Source organism: Psychrobacter sp. 28M-43 (genome assembly GCF_014770435.1).
GTDB lineage: Bacteria > Pseudomonadota > Gammaproteobacteria > Pseudomonadales > Moraxellaceae > Psychrobacter.
Genome location: NZ_CP061739.1, coordinates 1264902 through 1289298, shown reverse-complemented (window position 1 = coordinate 1289298; position 24397 = coordinate 1264902). Strand labels below are relative to the sequence as shown.

Here is a 24397-nt window from a genome sequence, read left to right as displayed (position 1 = left end):
TGTAAACGCACTAGTACCAAAAAAAACATTGCAATGACTTGTATTTTACCTATACCCTAAATAGACCTGACTAATTGGTCAGGTTGTTCAAATATTAGCCAACATATATTAGCTATTTTCATTATTTATCTTACAGACGGATGCGTACCCCTATTGTTTACATCGATAAAAAAACAAGTCAAAGATTGGGTTAAAACTTTGATCTCGTGATTTACCACATTGTCTGATATCTACAGTCAAGCGGGTACTAAGCAGTTATTTTAGGAGGAAACCACCATGAGTGAAAACGTTCCAGCGAATACCGATTTACTGTATAGACTGCATGACCGTCCTACCCCCATTAAAGCATTTTTAGGTGCTATACAGCACGTACTTGCAGCGTTTGTAGGTATCATCACACCCTCTCTTATCATAGGTGGCACATTAGGTTTAGGAGAGCATATCCCCTACCTTCTCAGTATGTCATTGATAGTATCTGGCGTTGCAACCTTTATTCAGACTCGTAAAGTAGGTCCTGTTGGCTCTGGCCTCATGGCGTTACAAGGCACCAGTTTTGGATTTTTGGCAGCAGTACTGACGGCAGGATTTGTGGTAAAAAACCGCGGTGGTGGTCCAGAAGAGATATTATCCGTTATTTTTGGCGTTTCATTTCTCGGTGCATTTGTTGAGATATTTTTGAGTCAGTTTATTACCAAACTCAAATCTTTTATGAGCCCTATTGTTACAGGCTGCGTGATTGTCACGATTGGTTTGTCATTAACCAAGGTAGGTCTGACTGACTTAGCAGGCGGGTTTGGTGCTGAAGATTTTGGTAGCATTCCCAACTTGCTTTTGGGCGGTGGTGTGCTGGCAAGTGTCGTACTGATTAGTATCATCAACAATAAAGTCATTCGCTCAAGCGCCATCTTTATCGGTTTGATGCTCGGCCTTATCGCGGCCGTATTTATGGGACGTATCGATTTTTCACTGGTTTCTGAAGCCGCTTTTTTTACGGTGCCGATCCCTTTTAAATATGGCTTTGGTTTTGATTGGCAAGCTTTTATTCCTGTTGCCTTTATGTATATCATTACCAGTATCGAGACCTCAGGCGATTTGACGGCTACCTCGATGATATCAGGTGAACCGATTAAAGGCCCTCTCTATGAGAAACGCATCAAAGGCGGCGTACTAGGAGATGGTGTTAACTCTCTGATTGCAGCGGTATTCAATACCTTCCCCGTGACGACCTTTAGCCAAAACAACGGTGTGATCCAAATGACGGGTATTGCCAGTCGCTATGTGGGTTTCTATGTGGGCGGCATCCTATGCCTGATGGGACTGTTCCCTGTCCTTGGTGCTATTTTTACCCAATTACCGAAGCCTGTCGTTGGCGGCGTCACGCTACTGATGTTTGCGACTGTGGCGACTGCGGGCATTCGTATCTTATCTACCGTGCAATTTACGCATCGTAATGTCTTAATCATTGCCACCTCACTGGGTCTGGCAACGGGTATCGCCTTCGTCCCTGACGTACTGTCACAAACGCCGCAGTTCTTTCAGAATATCTTTGGCTCAGCAGTAACGATGGCAGGGATTGTGGCTATCACGCTTGATATGATTTTACCCAAAAACTATGGCATCGAGTTTGATACCAAAGCACAGCATGCTGACGACGGTTTAGAACCAACGCAGGAAGTCGCTTAAGACTAAACGCAAGCTAGGGTTAAATATATCGAAGTATTTAGCCGTAAACGAGGTGCACAGAAAAATAGAAACAATCTGTGCACTTCGCTGATTAAGCACCTGACTTATTAAATAGGCACCCTGTCAAATAGCTATCTTGTTATCATTCAAGGCCACAGCCTTTTAGAATAAAAGGCACCAGAAAATCTGCCGCACGTGCTTCATCTGCTGCGTCATATGCCGTCTTATCCATTAATCCAACGATCTCAATCTCAAATTCAGCATAACGTTGGGTAGTCGCCCAAATCAATATCAGTAGTTGGAGAGGGTCAGTAATCCCAATTTTGCCTTGCTTGTGCCACTCTTTCATTACCTGTGCTTTATCGTGTACCCACTCCTTCATCGTAGTGGACATAAATTCATGCAAATGCGGTGCACCGCCGATGACTTCAATCGCAAACAGTTTATGGCGACTTGGATTGATAAATGCCTGATGTAGTTTGGTACGGACAAATTTTTCGATGACTGTTTTTGGGTCGCTATCTACTGTCATGGTTACCAAACCTTCGTTCCATTCTTGAATGATCGAACGCAGCACTGCCATGTAGAGATTCTTTTTATTTTTAAAGTAGTAGTGAACATTGGCTTTAGGTAAGCCTGCCCTATCGGCAATGCCCTGCATCGTAGCGCCGCGATAGCTCTGAAGCACAAACTCTTCTTCAGCTGCCGCTAAGATAAGCGCTTGGTTCTGTGCGCGAATGGCTTGTTGGCTACGGTGCGAGGGCGTATCAGTCACTGAGGTTTCTTCCTTTTGATTGTTTTGAGTCATAGCAGTGGTATCTCACTTTAAGAGACAGGTTCGACAAAATAGTCGCTATATTTCGCTGTGTATTCTTATATAAACACATAGATTTGATCAGCATAACCTGTTAAATAAAAATATTTCGCATAAAACAGTTGACCAATTAGTCAGGTTTTAGCAAAATGGGAACTGTAAATCAATTACGCCGTCATTAATCACTTCTTGCCAGACGTTTTGGACGGCTAAAATATCAGTGTTTCCTTAGCAAATCTGTTTCATATTGTCAGTTCACTATAGCTTGAAGTTATGCAAAGCGTATATAAACGCCAAAGCTCTGACTACGAACACATAGATTATCAGCTTTTGATTTTATGCAAACTAGTAGCTGCTAGCTTAATCAAATTATTCATGAAGCTGAAGCAACCGCTACTTATCAAAATTACTGCTTATACCTATAAGTTTATGCAAATAACCATAAGGTATAAACCTCTATCAAACACTTATCACCCAATACAGATAACGGGTTGTCATATTAGAAAAGGATGTCATCGTGAGCTTAACCTTAGCGCAATTCAACGATTTATCACAAGAAGTCGCCATCGCTCAGCTATTAACTTGCTGCACCAGTAAAAACTGGGCATATAAACTTGCAGACGCCCGCCCTTTTGCAGACGTTGACGCACTGCTAGCAAGTAGCGACGCTATCTGGAACAAAGTACAAAATGATGAGGCTAACTTATTAGAAGCGTTTGATGGACATCCGCAAATCGGTAACGTGGCATCTCTAAAAGAAAAATACCGCAACACACAAAGTAGCGCCGCACATGAACAATCAGGCGCTAACGATGCAGCCGATGAGGTGCTCGAAGCACTTGCCAAAGGCAATCGAGACTATCTTGATAAATTTGGTTTTATTTTTATTGTCTTTGCAACGGGTAAAAGCGCGCAGCAAATGCTAGATCTGCTATTAGCTCGCTTGCCTAACGATCGTGCCACAGAGCTTGCCAATGCAGCCGCTGAACAAAATAAAATTACGCGTCTACGTTTAAACAAATTACTAGGTAATGCTTCGACAAGCAAATAGTAGTCGCAGAGTTAGACTAGCATTTTCACCCTATTTATATTTCTCACGAATACAAAGGAAGCATTATGTCTGCCACCCTATCATCACATATCTTAGACACTCATCTTGGCAAACCTGCCGCTGATGTCGCCGTTACCTTACACCGCGTACAAGACAATGGTGTCGCCACATTATTGGCACATGGCACAACCAATAGTGATGGCCGTGTCACACCAGACGCTTGGCAATTTGATACAGCCATCGATAGCACAGAGCGTCAGCTAAATATTGGCCGCTATACCGTAACGTTCGATACTCAGTCTTATTTTGATGCTCAGCAGCTAACAGCATTTTACCCGCAAGTGGTTATCGACTTTGTAGTAAACGATGCCAGTCATTATCACGTGCCGCTTCTGCTTAGTGCGCACGGTTATAGCACCTATCGCGGATCATAGCTTTGGTGCTGTTTAGCTCTCTGCTTTGTTTTTAATTTTCAAAAAATACTATCAAAAGAAATTACCAAGACATTTTATTAAGACACTGTCATATTAAAGGACATTTATTACATGGGCGCCTATCTTCTCGAATGGTTGAGTTTATTTTTCCGCTGGTTTCATGTTATCGCTGGGGTAGCATGGATTGGTGCATCGTTTTATTTTGTGTGGCTAGATCTAAGCCTACGCAAGCCGCCACAGTGGAAAACAGACAAAGGCATCTCGGGTGATCTTTGGGCCGTCCATGGCGGCGGATTTTATGAAATTGCCAAATACAAACTCGAACCCGAAGAGATGCCAAAGACGCTACATTGGTTTAAGTGGGAAGCTTATACCACTTGGCTGACGGGTGCGGCGATGATGTCTATCGTCTATTATGCCAATGCAACTGCCTACCTAATTGACCCAAGCAAAGTACCTTTTACCAGTATCGGTGCCATCGCCACCAGCTTGCTTTTCTTGTTTGGTAGTTACTTCATTTATGAAGTTATTGTGCGCAGTCATTTGGGTAAAAACGCGTTTATCTTTAGTACGCTGATTTTTATCTTGCTGGTCATTGCGAGCTGGGGTTCTTACCAGCTGTTTAGTGATCGTGCCTCATTTATACATATCGGTGCCATCTTGGGCACGGTGATGGTAGGTAACGTATTCTTCGGTATTATGCCGGCTCAGCGCGCACTCGTTGACTGTGTGCGGCGCGGCGAAAAACCAGGTAAAGAAGTGGCTGAATTGGCATTACAAGCCAAAAATCGCTCACTGATGAATAACTATTTTACCCTACCGCTGATTTTTACCATGATCAGCAACCATTACCCAATGATGTATGCTCATGAGAAAGGTTGGTTGGTATTGGTCTTCGTCGGTATCATTACCGCGACTGCGCGTCATTACTTTAACCAAAAGCACTTAGGTCATAAAAAACCACGCTACTTGGTCATTCCAGCCGTATTAACCGTATTGTTGATTATTTGGATGCGACCTGAGCCGATTGAGCCATTGCCTGCAATGCCTGCTACTGCCTCCGTAGCACCTACAACGACTGATAGCACGCCGCCAGCTACAAGCGCGACTACTGACTCAAGCACTGATACTGTTGCTAACGCTAATAACAGTTCTAATAGCAATGCTAATAACAGTATTAGTAATGATGCAGCTACTGCTGAAGCCGTACCCGTGAGCGCATCAGCAGATGACGCTATGATGGATGTCGTGCATACGCGCTGTAGTACTTGTCATGCGGTACAACCGACGCAACAAGGCTTCGCCGCGCCGCCAGCAGGTATTATTTTGCAAACACCAGAAGACTTAAAAATTCATAAAGCGAAAATCGTCACTGCGGTACAGACTGGCTACATGCCGCTTGGTAATATTACTCAGCTGACGGATGCCGAGCGCCAACAGCTCGTGGCATATGCGTCATCACTTTAATTTGTGATAAAAAATAACTGTCCTTTACGAGCAATATTTAAATAAATATCTAAGGCTCTAAGCGATATAGGAACATAAATAATGAGCAAAAAAATTACCAGTGACTTTGATCTGAGCACATATCCCCGCGACCTAAAAGGCTATGCTGGCAATCCACCAAAAGCAAAATGGCCAGGTGGCGCAAAAATCGCCGTACAGTTTGTATTAAATATCGAAGAAGGTGCAGAAAATAGCGTCATCCATGGCGATGGTCAATCAGAGCGTTTTTTGTCTGATATTTTGGGCACACCAGAATTTAACAACCGTCACCAGTCTATTGAATCTGCATTCGAATACGGTAGCCGTGTCGGCGTGTGGCGTGTATTAGATGTATTCAAAGAGTACGGCGTGCCAATCACCACGTTTACCTGTGCCGCCGCTGCTGAAAAAACACCGCATATTATCGAGCGTGTACTAGAAGACGGTCATGAGATTGCCAGTCATGGTTTACGCTGGATTACTTATCAGGATATGTACCGTGAGACGGAGCGTGAACACATTCGCTGCGCCACCCAGATATTTAAACGTATGCTAGGCGGACAACCTCTCGGCTGGTATACAGGACGCGATAGTCCAAATACTCGTGAACTGGTCGCCGAGCAAGGTGGCTATACCTATGACTCTGACTCGTACGGTGATGAGTTACCGTATTGGCTCAATGTAAAGGTCCAAGATGGCAATCTGATCACGCGTAAACCACATTTGGTCATCCCTTATAGCCTCGAGACCAATGACATGCGTTTTTCTTCTAGCCCAGGATTCACCCACGCTGAACCATTTTATCAGTATCTCAAAGACAGCTTTGACACCTTATACGAAGAAGGCACACACACCCCTAAAATGCTGACTATTGGCTTGCATTGCCGCATTATTGGGCGTGCAGGACGCATCAAAGCGCTAAAGCAATTTTTGCAATATATTACCAATAAGCCCGACGTATGGATATGCCGCCGTGATGACATCGCTAAACACTGGTACGAAAACCATCCTGCCACGTCAGACAATACTGCCAACTGGATGTAATCTCAGCCATCATCTTGATACATTGACCACACAAGACAGACCGCATGCGGCAAATAAAACCTAATATAGAATAAAGGAAATAACGATGAGTCAAAATAGTTCAGAAGTCGGACAAATCCTCTCAGCAAACAACCTACCTGAGACATTGCCAGCATTTACCAAAAAATCAAACGTCGCTGACAGTCGTTTGGGCGCAAAATCCCTATTTGCAACCGATGATTTCTTTGCAGATAAAAGCCGGATCTTAAATCCTGATGCGCCTATCTTTGTCGTGGGTAAATTCGATAACAACGGTAAATGGATGGACGGCTGGGAAACACGTCGTAAACGCCACTTGGGTTACGATTATTTAGTTATCCAACTTGCTCGCCCAACCAAAATAGCTGGTCTAGATATTGATACCAGTCACTTCACGGGTAACTTCCCATCTTCCGCCAGTGTCGATGCCTTGTACGCGCCAGAGCTACTGCAGCAAGATGAAGCTGAACTTACCAGTCTAAGCAAAGAAGATTGGGACAATAAAAATTGGCAGGCACTAGTGGGTATGACCCCACTGCAAGGTCACAACCATGAGCTTATCGAGATTGATAACGAGCAAACGGTAACCCATATTCGTTTAAACATTTATCCAGATGGCGGCGTTGCCCGACTACGTGTATATGGTGATATCCAACTTGATGCAAGCCTAAACACACAAGGCGAGACACTTGACTTGGCAGGCGCATTAAATGGTGGTCGTGCGATTGCTAGTAACGATGCACATTTTGGTGCTGCTAGTAATTTACTACTACCAACTAAAGCGCCTAACATGGGTGATGGCTGGGAGACCCGTCGTCGCCGTGAGCCAGGCAATGACTGGTGCATCATCGCGCTAGGTCAAGCAGGTATCGTTGATTCCATCGAGATAGATACTGCCCACTTTAAAGGCAATTACCCTGATAAAGTCTCGATCCAAGCCGTCTACTCACCAAATACACCAGAGCAAACTTTAGTGACTCAGAGTATGTTTTGGGAGACCTTGCTTGAGCCGCAAAAAACCAATGCTGACGACGTTCATCACTTTGGTAAAGACAAGCTTCAACTTGATAAACCTATCACTCATATTCGGGTTAATATTTTCCCAGATGGTGGTATCAGCCGTGTACGCGTGTATGGCAAGATTGCTGAGACTAATACTGGTACTGGTACTGACAGTAAAGAGGCAAAATAATGAGTATCACTCTATCGGCTAAGCCTTTAACCAAGGCAAACTTTGCCCCCTATGGTTCAGTCATTGAGCGATATGATGCCTGTGAGCAAACCGCTGACAACACTTATGAGATCAACAACGGCTATGCGGTTCGTCATCATGCACTTGCCGAAAGTAAGCTAGACGGTGGCTCAGTTGGTATGAGTATCTTTCGAGCCAAGAAACGTGAGAACCCGATTGCACTCTCAGTCATGGAATACCATCCGCTTGGGACGCAGGCATTTGTATCTATGGAAGGCCAAGACTATATCGTCGTGGTTGCTAAAGCTGGTGTGCCGCCACAGTCGCCTGATGACCTAGCAGTGTTTTATGCGAAATCTCACCAAGGTGTACAGTACGATGCTAATGTCTGGCATCACCCTCTACTCGCGCTTGGACGTGACAGTGATTTCTTAGTTATTGATCGTATCAATGGCGAGGGTAATAACTGTCATGAGATTGATATCACGGATTGGCATGTGTCTATTGAGTTAAAAGGCGAATGCAGTTAACTGAATAAAAAATAGTCGCATCCAACAAGTACAAACTTAACGCTAGCTAACTTCTATTAGCTGGCTTTTTTATGTTTATTGAGTTGTTAAATCATATGCCTATCAATTGATTAAGACCCGTCAGACGACCCAACTTGGAGCACATGGATATCCATTTTGGTGCTTTTATGGTGCATCTGATCCTTCGAAAAACATTGTTTATCACATATATCTAAATGTACGGAAATTGGCTCTCTCATTTGAGAACAGTTAAGGACTATTTTGCTTATTTCTACCCTTATTAATGGCTAATAAGACTAAGAATTAGAAGACTCTGTAGATGACAGCCTTCTAGGGCATTTATGGCACGGTTATTGAATGCTCTTTAGTAGTAAGCATTTAAGCGCTATCAACCAACCGTTGTCTAACGAGGATTGGATTAATAGTTTGTTTACTAGCAAATAGTAACGATGCAGTTTTGGGGCAATCAACAATCAATTGTACATAAAGGGGTCATATTTTGCGTTTTGATTTATTAACGAGCTTATCCTGTCATACCAAATCATCTAGCCAAAAGCTAGCTTTACTCAAACCATTGTCGATGGCAGCTGTTGCTATCGCTGCTTTAGGTAGCATGTCGAACATCTATGCTAAGACCTTTTTTACTGATACGAGTGTCTCCGTACTTTACGGTAATGATTATGAACTCGTAGAAGATGGAGAGCTGACGACCGTTACATTAGAGCATGCTTCTGCGCACGACTGGGGTGGCGTGTTCTTCTTTGTCGATCGAAACCAAGGTGCCGATGACATTGAAAACAATAGATTTAGAGAAACTTATGGCGAGCTGTCTCCTACATTCAAAATAGCCACTTTTAATGACAGTTTTATCAAGCAGGTTAATTTAGCCGCTACTTATGAATTTGGTTCGAACAGTACTGGCTTTGACCAAGATAATTATCTGGTTGGTATTGGCGCAGATCTCAATGTACCTATTCCAGGAATGAAGTTTGCGTCGGCTACTCTATATCATGCTTTTAACGACAATACTGACGATGATCAGCAAATTACCTTAACCTATGGTTGGGAGCGCAATAATTTTGTCGTAGATGGTTTTATTGATTATTCATTTAATAACGATGATATTGAAGATAATATTCATATTAATCCGCAAATTAAATACAACTTACAAGAAGTGCTCGGTATTGATAACCGCTTAGAAGTCGGTATGGAATATAGCTATTGGAAAAATAAATACGGTGTTGATGGCGTGAATCAAAACTCTCCTAGTGCGTTGGTAAAATTCCATTTTTGATACCTAATAAAAACTCTCTTGGCAGAAATAAACCCTTGTTCCTATATAGTTGGAACAAGGGTTCATTTTTTATATCTGAAAGCAGTCTCACTTGTTCCTGATTTAGGTACAGCGTTTATTTACACCTATAAAGTTGATTTACGATAGCGACTTACGCCGGCGATGACTGTCTGATCAATTACTCTATCATCGCCTAACATCATTAGTACAAACAACTGCTCTTCCAGTGTCTTGGTCTGCGCCATACGTCGCTCAAGCAATTCCGTTGCACCCATATCGATGACCACAAAATCCGCTTCTTTATTTGGCATAAAGTTACCGATTTTATTGTCCAATAATAGCGACTGGGCATTACCCAACGTAATTTGGTACAGCCCTTGGTGCGCGGATAGTTGATTGCTTTGAAGTTGTTGGATTTTATACGCTTCTGACAGAGTCGTCAGCATCGACAGACTTGTCCCTGCTCCAACGTCAGTGGCGATACTGACACCGGTATAACTTAACGTCTTGGGCAAATCGAATAGTCCACTACCCAAAAACAGGTTGGACGTCGGACAGTGTGATATTTGTGTGCCAGTTGCGCGCAGACGCTCATACTCAGATATTTCAAGGTGAATACCATGTGCCAAGGTGGTGCGTCGACCCAGTAATCCCATCGTATCATAGACATCGAGATAGCCTTTATGATTGGGATACAGTTGTTTCACAAAGGCTATCTCATCATGATTTTCTGCTAGATGCGTTTGCAGATAAACTCTCTCGTAACTGGCATACAGCTCACCTGCCATTTGTAGTTGCTTGGGTGACGAGGTAATGGCAAATCTTGGCGTAATCGCCACATGTTGGCGGCCGCGCTCATGCCAATTATCAATGATGTTTTGGGTATCTCGAATGCCTTGCTCAGCAGGCACACACAAATTATCAGGCGCATTTTGATCCATCAAGACATTGCCTGTGATCATACGAGTGTTGAGCTTGTGACTTTCCGTAAAAAATGCGTTCACTGATTCAGGGTGGCTGGTAGAAAACACCATGGCGCTCGTTGTACCATTAGCAAGCAATTGGTTTAAGAAGAACTGCGCCGTGTCATGTGCTACTTTTGGATCGCCAAAATTGGCCTCGGTGACGAAAGTATAATTATTAAGCCAATCAAGTAATTGCTCACCGTAAGCAGCAATCATATCTATTTGCGGATAATGTACATGAGTATCGATAAAGCCTGGCATGATCAATTTATCGCGATAGTCATGCACCTTGATTACTAACTGTCCTGCTTGCTCAGAGGTATTAGTATATTTCGCTAATATTGTCTCATTATGACCATACTCTACAATGCACCCTGTCACATCATCTACGACAAGCGCACCATCAGCGATATATTCAGGATACACCTGTATACCTTCAATCACTGGTAGCAACGTAATGTCTCGTTCCACAGCTAATGTCTGTGAATGATCAGAGGTTGCACGCTCAGTACGATCGCTTTCGGTCAAATAGTGCAGCAGTCGAGCTTGATAAATATGTAGGGTCATTCGTAGATCTCACAATGGCTTGGTAGTCCTGAGCGTTTTGATAAATAGTACTGAGCGCTTTAATGATTTGATAAAAAGTATAAAATTTGTATGGAGTGAGCCGTTCAAGAAATGGCCTGATGATACTGCTGTAAGAGCTGTGCCACGATAGAAACCGCCACTGCCATCGGCTCTTTTCCGCCAATTTGCAATCCAATTGGCATGACCAACTGATTGACCAGTTGCTCACTGTAGCCACGCTGCATCAAACGATCTCTAAAACGCTTGGCTTTGGTTGCCGAGGCAATGCAACCTATGTAAGGTGTCAAAGTATCTGAGCATTTATCACGTGATGCACTCATGTCAGAAATAGTACTCAATGCTGCCCGAACCAACTCAAAATCAACACTATGGTCATGAGTCATAACCAGAATAAAACGCTGACCACCCTGCTCGATAAATGGGCGTACAAAATCTACAGGCTCATCATCGATATGCGGTCGGATATGTGCCGGTAAGTTATACAGTGGTGATTGATTAGTATTAGATTTATCCACTAAGTAACGCTCAAACATCTCTGGGCGACTGTCCACCCAATCTACCTGACAAGGCAGCTCTGCGAGAATGGTCATTAGCGCTGATGCCACATGCCCTGCTCCAAACACTAGTACTGACATCGGTGGCGTTACATTGAAGCATTCGAACATAACGGTGACGCTACCGCCGCAACACTGTGCCAACTTTGCACCTAGCGGGTAGTGCTTAGTATAGACAGCATCACGGCGCACTGCTTTAGAAGGTACTGACACGCTTTCACTGTCAGTTTCAGCGACTTTTGGTTTTACTTCTTTTGATACCGTTGCCGCTATTTCACCATCCAATAGCTGCCGAGCCGTGTTGATAACATCGTGCTCTAGACCGCCGCCGCCCAGCGTATCCACGATATTATCTTGCGTGATGATCATCTTCGCCTGTAGCGCTCGAGGAGCAGATCCGTTCACAGCTACGACCGTCGCTAACACATGAGCGATGCCGCGCTGCTGATATCGCGCTAGACCTTCATACCAAACGACTGGCGGTGCTAACGACTCATTCACTGTGCGCAGGACCTCTTGCCCCTGCTACATTTGGATGCTCTATCGCATTAGGCTGGTCATCGGTTTGTTTGCCTTCGACTTCTTTTGGATCGATGTCTTTAGCATGACGTACGTCTTGTGGCATTGCTTTTTCATTGTAAAGGTCACTGTTCTCTTCTGCGCCTTTGACCAAACTATCAATCGTATCTGTATCGGCTTCAGTTGTTAAATCCCACGTCGTACCTTGCATGCGCATCACTGCTTTTAATACCGCTTCTGGCGTCGCAGGCATGGTCAGCTCTGGATTCTTTTTATAATCACCAAGGCTCGCGACTGCATTATTGAGGGCACACCAAACACTGGCTGCCAACATAAACGGCGGCTCGCCAACGGCTTTAGAGTTATAAATCGTTTGTTCTTCGTTTTTGCGATCGTACAATTTGACATTCCACTGCTTAGGTAAGTCATGCGCGGTTGGGATTTTATAATTAGCAGGACTATCAGATGCGAGCTTACCTTTATCATTCCAGATCAGCTCTTCTGCCGTGAGCCAACCCATACCTTGCACAAAACCCCCTTCAATCTGACCAATGTCAATGGCAGGGTTGATCGATTGTCCTGCATCATGCAGCACATCACAGCGTAGTACTTTGTACTCACCTGTCAACGTATCAATCTCAACCTCAGCGCAGGCAGCGCCTAAGGCAAAGTAGAAGAACGGACGTCCCCATGCTTTAGAGCGATCATAAAATATCTTAGGCGTTTTATAGTAGCCAGTAGACGACAAGCTGATACGGTTCTGGTACGACAGTTGAATCATTTCAGCAAAAGTCAGTGTTTCTTTATCGCCAATATAGACATGGTTCTTTTCAAAACGTATGTCTTCTTGCGCTACGTCGAAATGCTCAGCGGCAAATTCAAGTATGCGAGCTTTAATGCTTAGACAAGCGTTCTGTGCTGCCTTACCATTAATGTCTGTCCCTGATGACGCGGCAGTTGGTGAAGTGTTAGGCACTTTATCCGTACGTGTCGCTGATACTTTGACTGTATCCAGATCAACGTCAAATTCATTGGCAACAATTTGGGCGATTTTAATATACAGCCCTTGCCCCATCTCCGTACCACCGTGATTGAGGTGGATACTGCCATCGGTATAAATGTGTACCAGCGCACCTGCCTGATTGAGCGTTTGCACCGTAAATGAGATACCAAATTTTACTGGCGTCAATGCAAGCCCTAAGCGTTTATCACTGCCTTCAGCGGCAGCTTTTTGATTGGTTTCTAGGATTTGTTGACGGCGCTTGTCATAATCGCAATCGTCTGCCAACTTGGTCATGATGGTCGCTAAATCAAAATGCTCAATAGTCTGACCGTAATGCGTGCTTTGACCATCTTGATATAAGTTTGCCAAACGCACTTGTAATGGATCTTGCCCCAGCGTATAGGCAATATGGTCCATCATATATTCAGCAGTCATCAGACCTTGCGGACCACCAAACCCGCGATAGGCAGTATTGGATACGGTATGCGTTTTGCAGCGATGACCTGCTACATGGGCAGCTGGATAATAGTAAGCATTATCACAATGGAACATCGCTCTATCAACGATGGCATCAGACAAATCTGGTGCATAGCCACACAAGCCAGCCAATTGCATATCGACGCCCAATATACGCCCAGACTCGTCTAAACCGACTTCGTAACGGTTGGCAAACTCATGACGTTTACCCGTCACCACCATGTCATCCTGACGATCTAGACGCATACTGACAGGGACATTATGGCGTTTGGCGATAATACCGCACAGACATGCCCATGCAGCGGCTTGCGTTTCTTTACCACCAAACCCGCCACCCATACGGCGCACGACTGTGTTTACCGCATGAAATGGCAGATCTGTCACTTCGGCGACCAACTGCTGCACTTCGCTTGGATGCTGTGACGACGTGTATACTTCTAGCCCGCCATCATCACAAGGCACCACATAAGACACTTGGCCTTCGAGATAAAAGTGCTCTTGTCCGCGCATATGAATATGGCCTTCAATGCGAATCGGTGAGTTATCAAGTGCAGTCGCCGCGTCACCACGCTTCATAAAGTGACTCGGACGCACAAACAACTCTTGCTCTAACGCTTTATCAATACTAAGTACTGCTGGCAATGGCTCATATTCTACCACTGCCTTAGTAGCCGCTTTTTTGGCAGCGCGATGACTACTCGCTACTACTACAAATAACGTCTGACCCACATACTCCGTGATGTAATCCACCATCAGTGGCTCACCGTCGAACACCGCACCGATATCCGTCTGCGCCGGTAAATCTTTAAAACTTAAGACATCTACCACCCCATCCGCATCTCTAACAGCGCTCAAATCCATACTCAGTACACGTGCATGAGCGTGGCTGCTTTTACCTACTGCCAGATGTAGCGTGCCTTGCGGTTTTGCAATATCATCCACATAAGTCGCCGTCCCCATGACATGGCTAATCGCACTATCATGCTTAGCCGAGGTACCAATTTTGTTTTTTGGCGGACGCACGCGGCGGATACTATAACTGTCAAATAAGGACGAATGGTGGCTCATGGCGGATCTCTTTTATTAGGACGCTTTGATTAATGCTCTTTTATTCTTGGCAAATATAACGATAAGGCGGTATTAGCAAACAACAACTCTGCTAGTTAAGCGGTCTTGGTCTGTCTACCTGCTACCAATTGCTTACCGCACTTCACCAGTAGACGCTGTACCACATGTGAGCGATATTCACGGCTGGCTCTAACATCAGTCATAGGCGTAACGTCTGCAGACAAAAATTGTGCTGCTTGCTCAAAACTCGCAACTTCAGCCGCTTGCCCAACGAGCGCTTGCTGACAGGTTGTGGCTAACAATGGTATGGCAGCCATGCCGCCAAGCCCAAGCTTTGCATTCTCTATCGTCATGCCATCTGCTGATACATCGATTCGCGCAGCCAATAGACACGCTGAAATATCATCTTCGTAGCGTTTGCTAATTTTATGAATAAATAAGTGTTGATTGTCATGCATCAGAGGAATATGAATAGCGACTACGTAACTGCCTGCTTGCAGTTTGGTCTTTTTATAATCTAAGAAAAATTCTGATAAAGGTATAATCTCATCCGTACAAATCTCATTGCTATTATCTGATTCTGCACGATTAGGCGCGCAATGACGCAGATGAATTGACGCATCTAACGCCAATAAAATCGGTGGCAAGTCACCAATCGGCGACGCGTTAGCTATATTGCCGCCGATGGTGCCCATATTACGGATTTGCGGAGAGGCAATACGCTCAAATACTTGCGCAAAGCTTGGAAAATACTGCTCAAGCACAGGCAACATCTGCTGATAGCTCATGCCAGCGCCCAGTACTAGTGATTGGCTAGAAGCTTGCTCGTTATTCGAGTCTTCATTGCTTGGGTCAGACTTTGCGTCAAATAATGACCATGACTTTAATGCCTCAACAGCTGAAAGCTGGATAATGACCTCGTGATCAACTAAATGTTGGGTTACGCTCAATCCCAAGTCCGTACCACCTGCCCAAATCGTAGCCTGTGGATTGGCCGCTAATACTTGATTAAGCTCATCTAGTGACTTGGGCATATATAATTGTCGCCCAGCATCACTGATTGCAGGGGCAATCGCTTTCGACTCTTCATTCTTTAATTCGACGTTATCTAGCACGTTTTCAGATACTGCTGATTCTTTTGTACTACGCATTGCGTCTGTGGCTAGACTGATAGTCAAGTCTTTCACCGCTGAATGCTCTGCTTCTCTCTGCTGACCGATATCGCTCATCAATAGGCCCGCCTCGATAATCGGACGATAACCTGTACAGCGGCATAGATTGCCAGAGATTGAAGCAACCACCTCATCATAGCTTAATTGCTTGGCATCGTTCTGACTTGCGGCTTCTGGACTTGTCTGCATACGATTGTTTTCGTACACACAAGCAAGCGACATCACAAACCCAGGCGTACAAAAACCGCACTGTGATCCGTGACATTCAACCATCGCTTGCTGTGCTGGATGCAATAGCGCTCGTTCTGGATGATGTTCTGGATTATCTGCCAAATAAGAAGCCGTCATCAGATGATGACCATCCATAAGCGACACTAGCGTAATGCAGGAGTTGACTGTATAGAACGGTGGCGTCACATTTTTTTCGTCGCCATTTTCATCATTGAGCGTTGGCTGGCTAGCACTAGGCAGTTGCTGAACCATCACAGTACAGGCACCGCAATCACCACTACCACAGCCTTCCTTCGTATCCGTCTGGCCTTCATGCAATCGTAGATACTCAAGCACCGTCGTATTAGGGTTAAGCTGGGTTAGCTTGTGGCGTTTCCCATTTAAGTAAAAACTAATCATAGCAAGACTCGGCTAAAATAAAATAATGAAGATAAGCATAAGGCTTAAGGCTTAAGGCTTAAGGAATTTGACGGCTTAAATGCTGAACGTAAGCACTTGGTTTACATCATGTTGCAACCGCTCAAGTACGGTTATTCTGTTTTATTTGCTAACACATTCTTAAGAGACCAAAGAATCTAGGACAGCGTACTTTTTTATATCAGGTAAACTGATTGTAGATATCAGCATTCATCGAACAATTTTGTTAGAAAACTCGTACTATAGGATACTTGACTATTTGGTCAGCTTTCAACATATTATCACTATTCTTATTTATAACACAACCCGTTAAAATGCCTATAGATACTATCGAACAGTTTGCGAATAATTGGTGAATAATTTAAATCTAAGTAAATACCTATACGTTTTGTAGACTTTATTCATTGCTCAGCAACTCAAAACCAGACGCTGTTTTTATAAATAGCTTTAATTTCATATATAGTGAATAATAAAGCTGAGCGTTAGATAAGCTATACTCTAAATAGCGAGATAGCTTGCTTGAAAACAGTACCGAATACATATATCGCCTTTAAACTGCTATGACCCGCCGATTTTTATATATAATGTCTGCAAATAAGCCTGACTCTACACTACTATTATTACTAATGATGATTAGTCGTGAGATATCGTTGGGCTAAAATCGTTTTTGAGATATTACTATGAAGTCATTTGCCTTTACCTATTTGCTAGTAGCAACGATGCTGTTAGGAGGTTGTCAATCATTTCAATTCGTTGATAGTCCTATCCCCGTGAAGCCCGCCCCTACTAAGCTTGTTGCTCCATAAAAAGCCTAGCACTTAATAGAACTTACCGCTCAATAAAAATTGGCACAAAAAAAAGCAGACATCAATAATGCCTGCTTTTTTATTCGATCGCTCTGTCGGTTCTAGCTGTTTTTATAGCTTAGCATCAGCTGGTTGATGCTTAATAATCGTTTTGGCCAGATGATCACCAAACCAAATAGCAGTATCAATATCGCCCGAACCTGGTGTCTCTTCAGGTGGGCCATCAAGCGACTGAGTCATTAGACCCAAAAAGCTAGACAGACGGTTTAAGTCGTGAGCCTCATGACCTGTCGGCATCAATGGCAGACCAATCCAATTCATACCATGTTGCATTGCATATAGAGAAATCTGCTGCAATACAGCAAGTTTATCACCGCTCAGACCGCCCGAATTGGCAAACGCTGCTGCCCACTTGCCTTCCCATTTACGATGATACCAACGCTTGGATGTCTCATCCATAAAGGTCTTAAATTCAGCTGTCACGCTACCCATATACACTGCACTACCGAAAACCAGCAAATCTGCCTGATCTAAGTATTCCCAATCAACATCATACACATCGACAGCCTTGGCTTGCGCTTCTGGCAATTGCTGATGCGCACCTTGTACTATCGCCTCAGCGACACGCTTGGTATGACCATAATTACTATGGAAGATAACAGCGATTGAGACATTAGGCGCGTTATCAGTAGATGTAGAGGTGTTAGACGATTTAGCAAGTGTATTCATACGTACTCTAATAATAAATAATTGGTTGAATATAAACTTATAAAATATTGGATACTTAGCCACAGTCGACAGTTAGTGGCCTTATTTTCACTGATAAGTACTTATCGATAGCTCAAACTTTCGAACTATCAGGCGATATAACAGAATCAAGCAACGCTTCTTTGAGTCAATTTAGCTGGCAGAAATATCAATAGTGATGGAGCAATCGCATAGTCTTTAATTGCACTGTCTTTAATTACATAGTCTCTATACGTCAGCATATACATACCAGTATATATGCGATGAACTTCATTCAATTCAAGCCCATTGTATCAGACGTATTTTCGTTTTTAAGTTATTTATTAAAGTCTGACTAATCAGATCATATATACTTTTAATATATTTTGTATAAATGGGTAAGTCGTATTAACTGATGATATGATACAAACAAATTCCCGATACCTGATAAACCCATAATTATCAGAAGTATAGGCAACTATTAATATCAAATAATATATACAGCAGTTTATTTATTCCATATCATCATATACTAATTCTATTTTTTCTAATCTCTCCGTATTTACATTAATAACAATAGGATTATGATGTAACGCTTGTTACTGCTTAACCAAATTAACAGAAATACAGTTTCCAATTCTGCAAACCTGCGCAACTATACTCATATAAATTCTTATAAAAATGATATCTGATAACATCATCGGATAAGGAAGCTATTACCTTGACTACTCTCGTTCAACCTGTAAACGACACAAAAGATCCTATCGTCAGAGATGATCTGGCCTTAAATGCACCACAAAAACCCTTAATTATGGGTGGTGGCATCGTAGGATTGATGGTGCTTGCGTATCTATTAGCCACTCAACATATCTCTCAATCATTGCTACTTGGCATAGGTCTCTTGTTAGGTTATACCCTTTTTCATGCCCGCTTTGGCTTTACCTCTGCCTTTAGACGTATGATGGCAGTGGGTAACGGTCAAGCGATGCGTTCTCACATGCTGATGTTGGCAGTTGCTGTTACGCTATTTGCACCAATCCTTGCTTATGGCACGACGCTATTTGGCGGTCCTGTCGCAGGTTATGTCGCGCCATTAGGGGTCAGTCTAGTCGTAGGCGCATTTGTATTTGGTATCGGCATGCAACTTGGCGGTGGCTGTGCCTCTGGTACGCTCTATGCGGTAGGCGGTGGACGCTCTGTTATGTTCATCACCTTTATTTTCTTCATAGTGGGCGCTACGATTGGGGCTTATCATTTACCATTCTGGACAGAAGAAATGCCTGCTTATGCGCCTTTCTCTTTGGCAACCTCTACAGGTCTTGGCTATACAGGGGCATGGCTGGTGTCGCTGGCCATATTCGGCATTATCGCATGGGTGACGTTAGTCGTTGAGAAAAAAAGAAACGCACCGAAGATGGCTCCCGTGCCTTCCGAGTCTGGCTGGAAACGAATCTTTCGTGGTTCTTGGCCGCTATTTGCTGCCGCAATCGTCTTAGCTTTACTTAACGGTCTGACATTACTTACACGTGGTCAACCGTGGGGCATTACGTCGGCATTTACATTATGGGGCTCTAAAATTGCAAGTGGCTTTGGCATGGATGTGGCTAGCTGGGGCTATTGGCAAGGGGCTAATGCAGCGGCGCTTGAGGCTTCTATCTTTGCAGATTCGACCACTGTATTGAATATCGGTATTATCATTGGCGCGTTTATCGCCTCTGCTGCGGGTGGTTTGTTCAAATTCACTAAGATTACTACTGGTAACTTTGCAGCGTCAGTCATTGGCGGATTGATGATGGGATATGGCGCACGTCTCGCGTTCGGTTGTAATATTGGCGCTTACTTTGGTGGTATCGCTTCTTTTAGCTTACATGGCTATATCTGGGGCATATTGGCAATGGCAGGTACGTTCTTGGCACTGTATTTACGTCCTCTATTTGGCTTATCAGTACCAAAATCTAGCGACTCCGTTTGTTAATACAGATTTTGTATTAATACAGACCTTATGTTAATACGAATGTAGCACTCAAATAAAAAACAGCAGAATAATCTGCTGTTTTTTTATTGTTTATGACTTTGTTTCCACTACTCATTATTATATAGTCAAAGAAATCTAAAACAGCTACAAGGCAGCCGACCGTAGATTGTACATATAGTACATCTAGGGAGGGTAACACCGTAGCGGTTTAGTCGTTCGCTGACTATAAAGCTGCTAACGACGAACGATGACCAGTGCCATCCGACCTGTGGCAGCTTGCTGCATATGAGTCTGGCGGCGATACGAGTAATAGTGAGTATCTGCGTAACTACAGTCAACAGGTAAATCATTCACAACTGTAGCACCAGCAGCTTCTAACTGCATGGCAGCAAGCTTCGGTAAATCCAACTTTATTTTGTCATTATGAGACGATATAGAAAATAGCGAAACAAAGTTATCGATATGCGTCTCTTGTAACGTCTGGTTGGCTATACACCCAGCCAATAGCTTATCGCGAACGTCTGTATTTACTTCATAACTTCCCTGACTGATACATACACCTATCCAAGCTTGTATAGGGCCTGAATCGGTAAAGCGGTTGACAGTCTCTTGTATCACACCGCAGGCCAACCCTTGCCAGCCTGCATGAATCGCTGCAATTTTGCCACTGGTAGGCTGATATAAGACAATTGGCACACAGTCTGCCGTCATGATTGCCAGCCCGCGACCACTTTGTTGACTAACCATCGCATCAGCAGACAGTGGCGCCATATTCAGTGTAGTAGCATCGACATCATGAATATGCTTACCATGAACCTGACTGACCCAATGCAAACGATTAATAGCCGCATGCTGCTCGTTTTGTGCAGACTTATCTGTCAGTTGCTCATTGATCGCAGCTAATAGATTCATGCGGTTGTTTAATACTTGCAGTGCATTATCATTGACATGGAGGCCTAGATTCAGCTCACCGTAATTTGACTGACCCTCATACCCTGTACGCTGGTTTTTAGCAGCAGAGTCATCAATATCATCATACGCAAAAGCAGCCGTCTGAAAAATAGCCACATTATCAATTTGCGCAATCATTGTCATCGGGAACGTGTTCGTCATGGCTGCTCGCTCTCACCTCTCATCTAGTAAACGTTAGCGTTTACTCTTCATAATAACCGTCGCTTAGTACGGCCATCAGTTTTTGCATATCTTCAGGTAATGGCGTCGTTACTTCAATGTCTTCACCTGTCGTCGGATGTACGAATCCTAACGTATAGGCATGCAGTGCTTGGCGCGGGAAATTATTAATAGCTTGACGCTGAGCTTCTGTCAATCCAGAGCGTAACTGACGACGGCCACCATAGACACGGTCACCGACTAATGGATAAGTAATGTGACTTAGATGCACACGAATTTGATGCGTACGTCCAGTCTCAAGTCCAACATCTAGCAGACAGTAGTTTTCGTTCAATGGTGTGACATTTAGCAGATGCGTTACTGCTTCGCGACCAGCAGTCATCACCGTCATTTTAGTACGCTGATTGCGATGTCGACCAATCGGCGCATCGATACGACGATGACGAGATAAACTTGCTTGGTCCCCTGCTACCACACACTTATAGTGACGATAAACAGACTTGTCTTTTAGCTGTTCCATCAGTGCCATCTGAGCAGGTTTGGTTTTGCCAATCAATAGCAATCCAGAGGTGTCTTTATCAATACGGTGTACGAGACCTGCACGCGGTAAATGATGCTGCTGAGGATAATGATATAGCAATGCATTGACCAAAGTGCCGTTTTGATTACCCGCGCCTGGGTGAACCACCATACCGACAGGTTTATTGATTACCAATACGTCGTCATCTTCATAGACGACATCGATATCTATGTTTTCTGGCTGGTCTTCACCATGCTGCTGTAACGTCGTTGATAGATGCAATACGTCATCTGCTTTGACACGGACTTTCGGTTTTTGAACACTGCCGTTATAGAGCAGACTGCCGTCAGTGATCCAGTTCTGGAGTTGTACACGCGAAAAGTCCGAAAACGCTTGTGAGGCGACCTTATCAATACGCAGACCAGCTTGATCTTCTGTGACCACATGCGTCATATCTACAATCACTGGTACAGCTTGACCCGCTACTGGAGCTTCATCGTCGTCACCGTCCATGTCGCTGTCATCAATATCATTATCATCAATGTGACTATCGTTCAGATCATTACCATCATCGATGAGCATCTCTTCATTATCAAGAGCATCATCATGCACTTGCTCATTTGTAATTGTTTGATTATCAAGTAGCTCATTATTGTTCAAAACTTCATTTGGCATTGGTGACTCTTGTGCTGATGAATCAGTATCTAGCGATTGATTCGGTGATAAATTGGTAGTCATGGCATCATTATTCATAGCGGATTGATACATTGATACGTGGCAAAGCCCCTGACAGTGTTTTGTAAGGTGACTTCGAAGATAGTATTATAAATAGCAGTATAAAAAATTGTCGTTTTTTTATTATAGTCTTTGCCTATAAATGGCAGATAACCACCTTTAAGGTACAAAAAAGCGAAGACAATACCGCTCTAGTGTATCATGTCGCACGCATAAGCCCTATAGAAGCTGCATGCTATCTGTTAATTTTTGAGCATATCTTTGGGCTGTAAGATGCCTCGCTTAACTCTCTAGAACATGACATTGCTGTAATTTACTGTATATTTACTCATGCTAGCGACATTCGATATCGCTCGTGACAGCCGCTCATGTTAAACTGCCTATACAATATAGATGGCGAAAAAATAGACGTAGCAAATGTTATTCTATAAAGTATAGCCATGTTTTGCTGTATGCTATGGCACTGTATGCGAATGCCGTATTTAGATACAGTATGAAAATAGCATTGGGCTTTGTTGATCGTGTTTGCCATTTAAACCGTTTGATTATGGCTAAATTCATGTGGTCTATGACTGGCTTACTATACAAGCGCTATGTATCAGACCCAATCTATCAGTACAATACGTCATAACAAAAACTGCATTCGATAAAAAATTTTTGCTGGTGGATCGCTGACTATTTAGCGTCGTTTTTTATCACTAACCTTTTATATAGCATGATAGCGCCGCTGCTATTATGCGTCTTGTGTCGGAGAAGAAGTATGCAAGCTGTTGGCAATACGTTTATCAAACTGTCCTCAATAACCTTACTGGCGCTTAGCGTCAATCTAGTGGGTTGCCAGACTTTCAAAAATCTAACTGGCGCCAAAGATGGTGAGGCAGTAGAAACAGCTGAAAAGTCAGAGCAAGGATATTATAACGAGGCCGTCAATCAGATTGACAAAGGTCACTATATCCAAGGTATCGAAGAGCTGACCAATCTGCGCACATTCTATCCAACCGGACAGTACGCTGAGCAAGCCTTGCTTGACATGATGTATGCACAATACGAAGGTGACAAGTATGAGATGGCGGCAGCAAGTGCTGAGCAGTTTATCCGTCTCTACCCGTCTAACCCACAAGTCAGCTACGCCTACTATGTGCGCGGCGTTGCCAATATGGAAGGTTCATCTGAGAGCCTAAAGCTCTTTAAACTGAACCAAGCTGAGCGTGATACCGCGTATTTGCGTATTGCCTTTGCCAACTTCCAAGAGCTTATCAATAAATATCCAAACAGCCCATATGCACCAGATGCCGCTCAGCGTATGACGTTCATCTATAACCAGTTTGCTGAGAGCGAAATGAGCGCAGCCAATTGGTATATCGAGCGTGAAGCTTATGTAGCAGCGGTCAACCGTGCCAAATGGGTGTTCCAGTACTACCCGCTGAGTGAGTCAACCCCAGATGCTCTTGCGGTACTAGCTTATAGCCATGAAAAACTTGGTCTAAACGATTTGGCCAATGAGTACAAAACGCTGTTGCAGATCAACTATCCAGAAATGCTAACCAGCAACGGTAGTGTGAAATTAAGCACCAAGCGTGACCGTACTTGGCTCAATAAGATTACCTTTGGTAAGCTTGGTCGTTCGAACACAACTGACAAATCAGTCGCATCTGGCGAGTATAACGGCGCAACTAAGACACAAATGATTCGTAATGCAGCCCAGTTGAGACTAGCAGGGACTAACACGACGCCTGCCAATACTCCAGTCGCCAATAATGCTGCTGCACGTAATGGTATTAGCGTAGGCTTAGGTCTGCCTGAAGCATCAGCTGAGCGCGTGACCAGCCAATCAAGTACTGGCTCGACTGCAAGAGAAGCCAACGTCGATCCACTAAATACCAATCCAACACGCCGCACTACGCTAAATGACGACAGTGTGAGTGATATGGATAATAATTGATTACGTAAAGTCTCTTCTTAGCT

18 protein-coding genes are annotated in these 24397 nt (G+C 43.8%); 10 read left to right on the top strand and 8 right to left on the bottom strand.

Going from position 1 to position 24397, the window contains the following annotated elements:
- Window positions 1-276 precede the first annotated feature (276 nt).
- Window positions 277-1683: a nucleobase:cation symporter-2 family protein gene (locus tag IEE84_RS05510; protein ID WP_191115153.1), complete on the top strand. Its 1407-nt coding sequence runs from the start codon at window positions 277-279 to the stop codon at window positions 1681-1683.
- Window positions 1684-1825: 142 nt separating this feature from the next.
- On the opposite strand, the gene IEE84_RS05505 is transcribed toward IEE84_RS05510, so the two are convergent.
- Window positions 1826-2491 carry a TetR family transcriptional regulator C-terminal domain-containing protein gene (locus IEE84_RS05505; protein ID WP_191115152.1) on the bottom strand — a complete coding sequence of 222 codons (666 nt, stop codon included), beginning with the start codon at window positions 2489-2491 and terminating at the stop codon, window positions 1826-1828.
- Window positions 2492-3014: 523 nt separating this feature from the next.
- Between IEE84_RS05505 and uraD the strand changes: the two genes are divergently transcribed.
- From uraD to IEE84_RS05470, 7 genes are all read left to right on the top strand, one after another.
- Window positions 3015-3548: a 2-oxo-4-hydroxy-4-carboxy-5-ureidoimidazoline decarboxylase gene (gene uraD / locus IEE84_RS05500; RefSeq protein WP_191115151.1), complete on the top strand. Its 534-nt coding sequence runs from the start codon at window positions 3015-3017 to the stop codon at window positions 3546-3548.
- A 65-nt stretch (window positions 3549-3613) separates the two neighbouring features.
- Entirely contained in the window at window positions 3614-3982 is a 369-nt protein-coding gene (gene uraH, locus IEE84_RS05495; protein ID WP_057759601.1) for a hydroxyisourate hydrolase, read from the top strand.
- 111 nt (window positions 3983-4093) lie between these two features.
- Window positions 4094-5449: a urate hydroxylase PuuD gene (locus IEE84_RS05490; protein WP_191115150.1), complete on the top strand. Its 1356-nt coding sequence runs from the start codon at window positions 4094-4096 to the stop codon at window positions 5447-5449.
- Window positions 5450-5530: 81 nt separating this feature from the next.
- A complete protein-coding gene (gene puuE, locus IEE84_RS05485; protein ID WP_191115149.1) occupies window positions 5531-6511 on the top strand; it encodes an allantoinase PuuE in 981 nt (326 codons plus the stop codon).
- A gap of 85 nt (window positions 6512-6596) precedes the next feature.
- Window positions 6597-7721 carry an allantoicase gene (gene alc, locus IEE84_RS05480; protein WP_191115148.1) on the top strand — a complete coding sequence of 375 codons (1125 nt, stop codon included), beginning with the start codon at window positions 6597-6599 and terminating at the stop codon, window positions 7719-7721.
- Window positions 7721-8251, top strand: a complete 531-nt coding sequence (locus IEE84_RS05475) for an ureidoglycolate lyase (RefSeq protein WP_191115147.1) — start codon at window positions 7721-7723, stop codon at window positions 8249-8251. The genes alc and IEE84_RS05475 overlap by 1 nt, the downstream gene beginning before the upstream one ends.
- A 499-nt stretch (window positions 8252-8750) precedes the next feature.
- Window positions 8751-9545: a DUF5020 family protein gene (locus IEE84_RS05470; RefSeq protein ID WP_224737917.1), complete on the top strand. Its 795-nt coding sequence runs from the start codon at window positions 8751-8753 to the stop codon at window positions 9543-9545.
- 125 nt (window positions 9546-9670) lie between these two features.
- On the opposite strand, the gene guaD is transcribed toward IEE84_RS05470, so the two are convergent.
- The 5 genes from guaD to IEE84_RS05445 all read right to left on the bottom strand — a co-directional run bounded on the left by guaD (window position 9671) and on the right by IEE84_RS05445 (window position 18074).
- Window positions 9671-11077, bottom strand: a complete 1407-nt coding sequence (guaD, locus tag IEE84_RS05465) for a guanine deaminase (RefSeq protein WP_191115145.1) — start codon at window positions 11075-11077, stop codon at window positions 9671-9673.
- Window positions 11078-11181: 104 nt separating this feature from the next.
- Window positions 11182-12153, bottom strand: a complete 972-nt coding sequence (locus IEE84_RS05460) for an XdhC family protein (protein WP_191115144.1) — start codon at window positions 12151-12153, stop codon at window positions 11182-11184.
- On the bottom strand, window positions 12146-14719 hold the full coding sequence (gene xdhB / locus IEE84_RS05455) for a xanthine dehydrogenase molybdopterin binding subunit (protein WP_191115143.1): 2574 nt from the start codon (window positions 14717-14719) through the stop codon (window positions 12146-12148). The genes IEE84_RS05460 and xdhB overlap by 8 nt, the downstream gene beginning before the upstream one ends.
- Window positions 14720-14814: 95 nt before the next feature.
- A complete protein-coding gene (locus IEE84_RS05450; RefSeq protein ID WP_191115142.1) occupies window positions 14815-16521 on the bottom strand; it encodes a xanthine dehydrogenase small subunit in 1707 nt (568 codons plus the stop codon).
- Between the two features lie 935 nt (window positions 16522-17456).
- Entirely contained in the window at window positions 17457-18074 is a 618-nt protein-coding gene (locus IEE84_RS05445) for a flavodoxin family protein (RefSeq protein ID WP_191115141.1), read from the bottom strand.
- A 718-nt stretch (window positions 18075-18792) separates the two neighbouring features.
- Between IEE84_RS05445 and IEE84_RS05440 the strand changes: the two genes are divergently transcribed.
- The gene (locus IEE84_RS05440) at window positions 18793-20046 is read left to right on the top strand and encodes a YeeE/YedE family protein (protein WP_101204789.1); all 1254 of its coding nucleotides are present in this window, start codon (window positions 18793-18795) and stop codon (window positions 20044-20046) included.
- A 234-nt stretch (window positions 20047-20280) separates the two neighbouring features.
- On the opposite strand, the gene IEE84_RS05435 is transcribed toward IEE84_RS05440, so the two are convergent.
- Window positions 20281-21159, bottom strand: coding sequence for a purine nucleoside phosphorylase YfiH/LACC1 family protein (locus IEE84_RS05435; RefSeq protein WP_191115140.1), 879 nt, complete (start codon window positions 21157-21159; stop codon window positions 20281-20283).
- 40 nt (window positions 21160-21199) lie between these two features.
- Window positions 21200-22435, bottom strand: a complete 1236-nt coding sequence (locus tag IEE84_RS05430; RefSeq protein ID WP_191115139.1) for an RluA family pseudouridine synthase — start codon at window positions 22433-22435, stop codon at window positions 21200-21202.
- A 757-nt stretch (window positions 22436-23192) separates the two neighbouring features.
- Between IEE84_RS05430 and IEE84_RS05425 the strand changes: the two genes are divergently transcribed.
- Window positions 23193-24374 (top strand): outer membrane protein assembly factor BamD, encoded by a 1182-nt coding sequence (locus IEE84_RS05425; protein ID WP_102094802.1) that lies wholly within the window; start codon window positions 23193-23195, stop codon window positions 24372-24374.
- Window positions 24375-24397 lie beyond the last annotated feature (23 nt).

Coding starts and splice junctions, on each gene's coding strand:
- IEE84_RS05510 (WP_191115153.1), top strand. CDS start 277: ATGAGTGAAAACGTTCCAGCGAATACCGATTTACTGTATAGACTGCAT.
- IEE84_RS05505 (WP_191115152.1), bottom strand. CDS start 2,491: ATGACTCAAAACAATCAAAAGGAAGAAACCTCAGTGACTGATACGCCC.
- uraH (WP_057759601.1), top strand. CDS start 3,614: ATGTCTGCCACCCTATCATCACATATCTTAGACACTCATCTTGGCAAA.
- IEE84_RS05490 (WP_191115150.1), top strand. CDS start 4,094: ATGGGCGCCTATCTTCTCGAATGGTTGAGTTTATTTTTCCGCTGGTTT.
- puuE (WP_191115149.1), top strand. CDS start 5,531: ATGAGCAAAAAAATTACCAGTGACTTTGATCTGAGCACATATCCCCGC.
- alc (WP_191115148.1), top strand. CDS start 6,597: ATGAGTCAAAATAGTTCAGAAGTCGGACAAATCCTCTCAGCAAACAAC.
- IEE84_RS05475 (WP_191115147.1), top strand. CDS start 7,721: ATGAGTATCACTCTATCGGCTAAGCCTTTAACCAAGGCAAACTTTGCC.
- guaD (WP_191115145.1), bottom strand. CDS start 11,077: ATGACCCTACATATTTATCAAGCTCGACTGCTGCACTATTTGACCGAA.
- xdhB (WP_191115143.1), bottom strand. CDS start 14,719: ATGAGCCACCATTCGTCCTTATTTGACAGTTATAGTATCCGCCGCGTG.
- IEE84_RS05450 (WP_191115142.1), bottom strand. CDS start 16,521: ATGATTAGTTTTTACTTAAATGGGAAACGCCACAAGCTAACCCAGCTT.
- IEE84_RS05445 (WP_191115141.1), bottom strand. CDS start 18,074: ATGAATACACTTGCTAAATCGTCTAACACCTCTACATCTACTGATAAC.
- IEE84_RS05435 (WP_191115140.1), bottom strand. CDS start 21,159: ATGACGAACACGTTCCCGATGACAATGATTGCGCAAATTGATAATGTG.
- IEE84_RS05430 (WP_191115139.1), bottom strand. CDS start 22,435: ATGACTACCAATTTATCACCGAATCAATCGCTAGATACTGATTCATCA.
- IEE84_RS05425 (WP_102094802.1), top strand. CDS start 23,193: ATGCAAGCTGTTGGCAATACGTTTATCAAACTGTCCTCAATAACCTTA.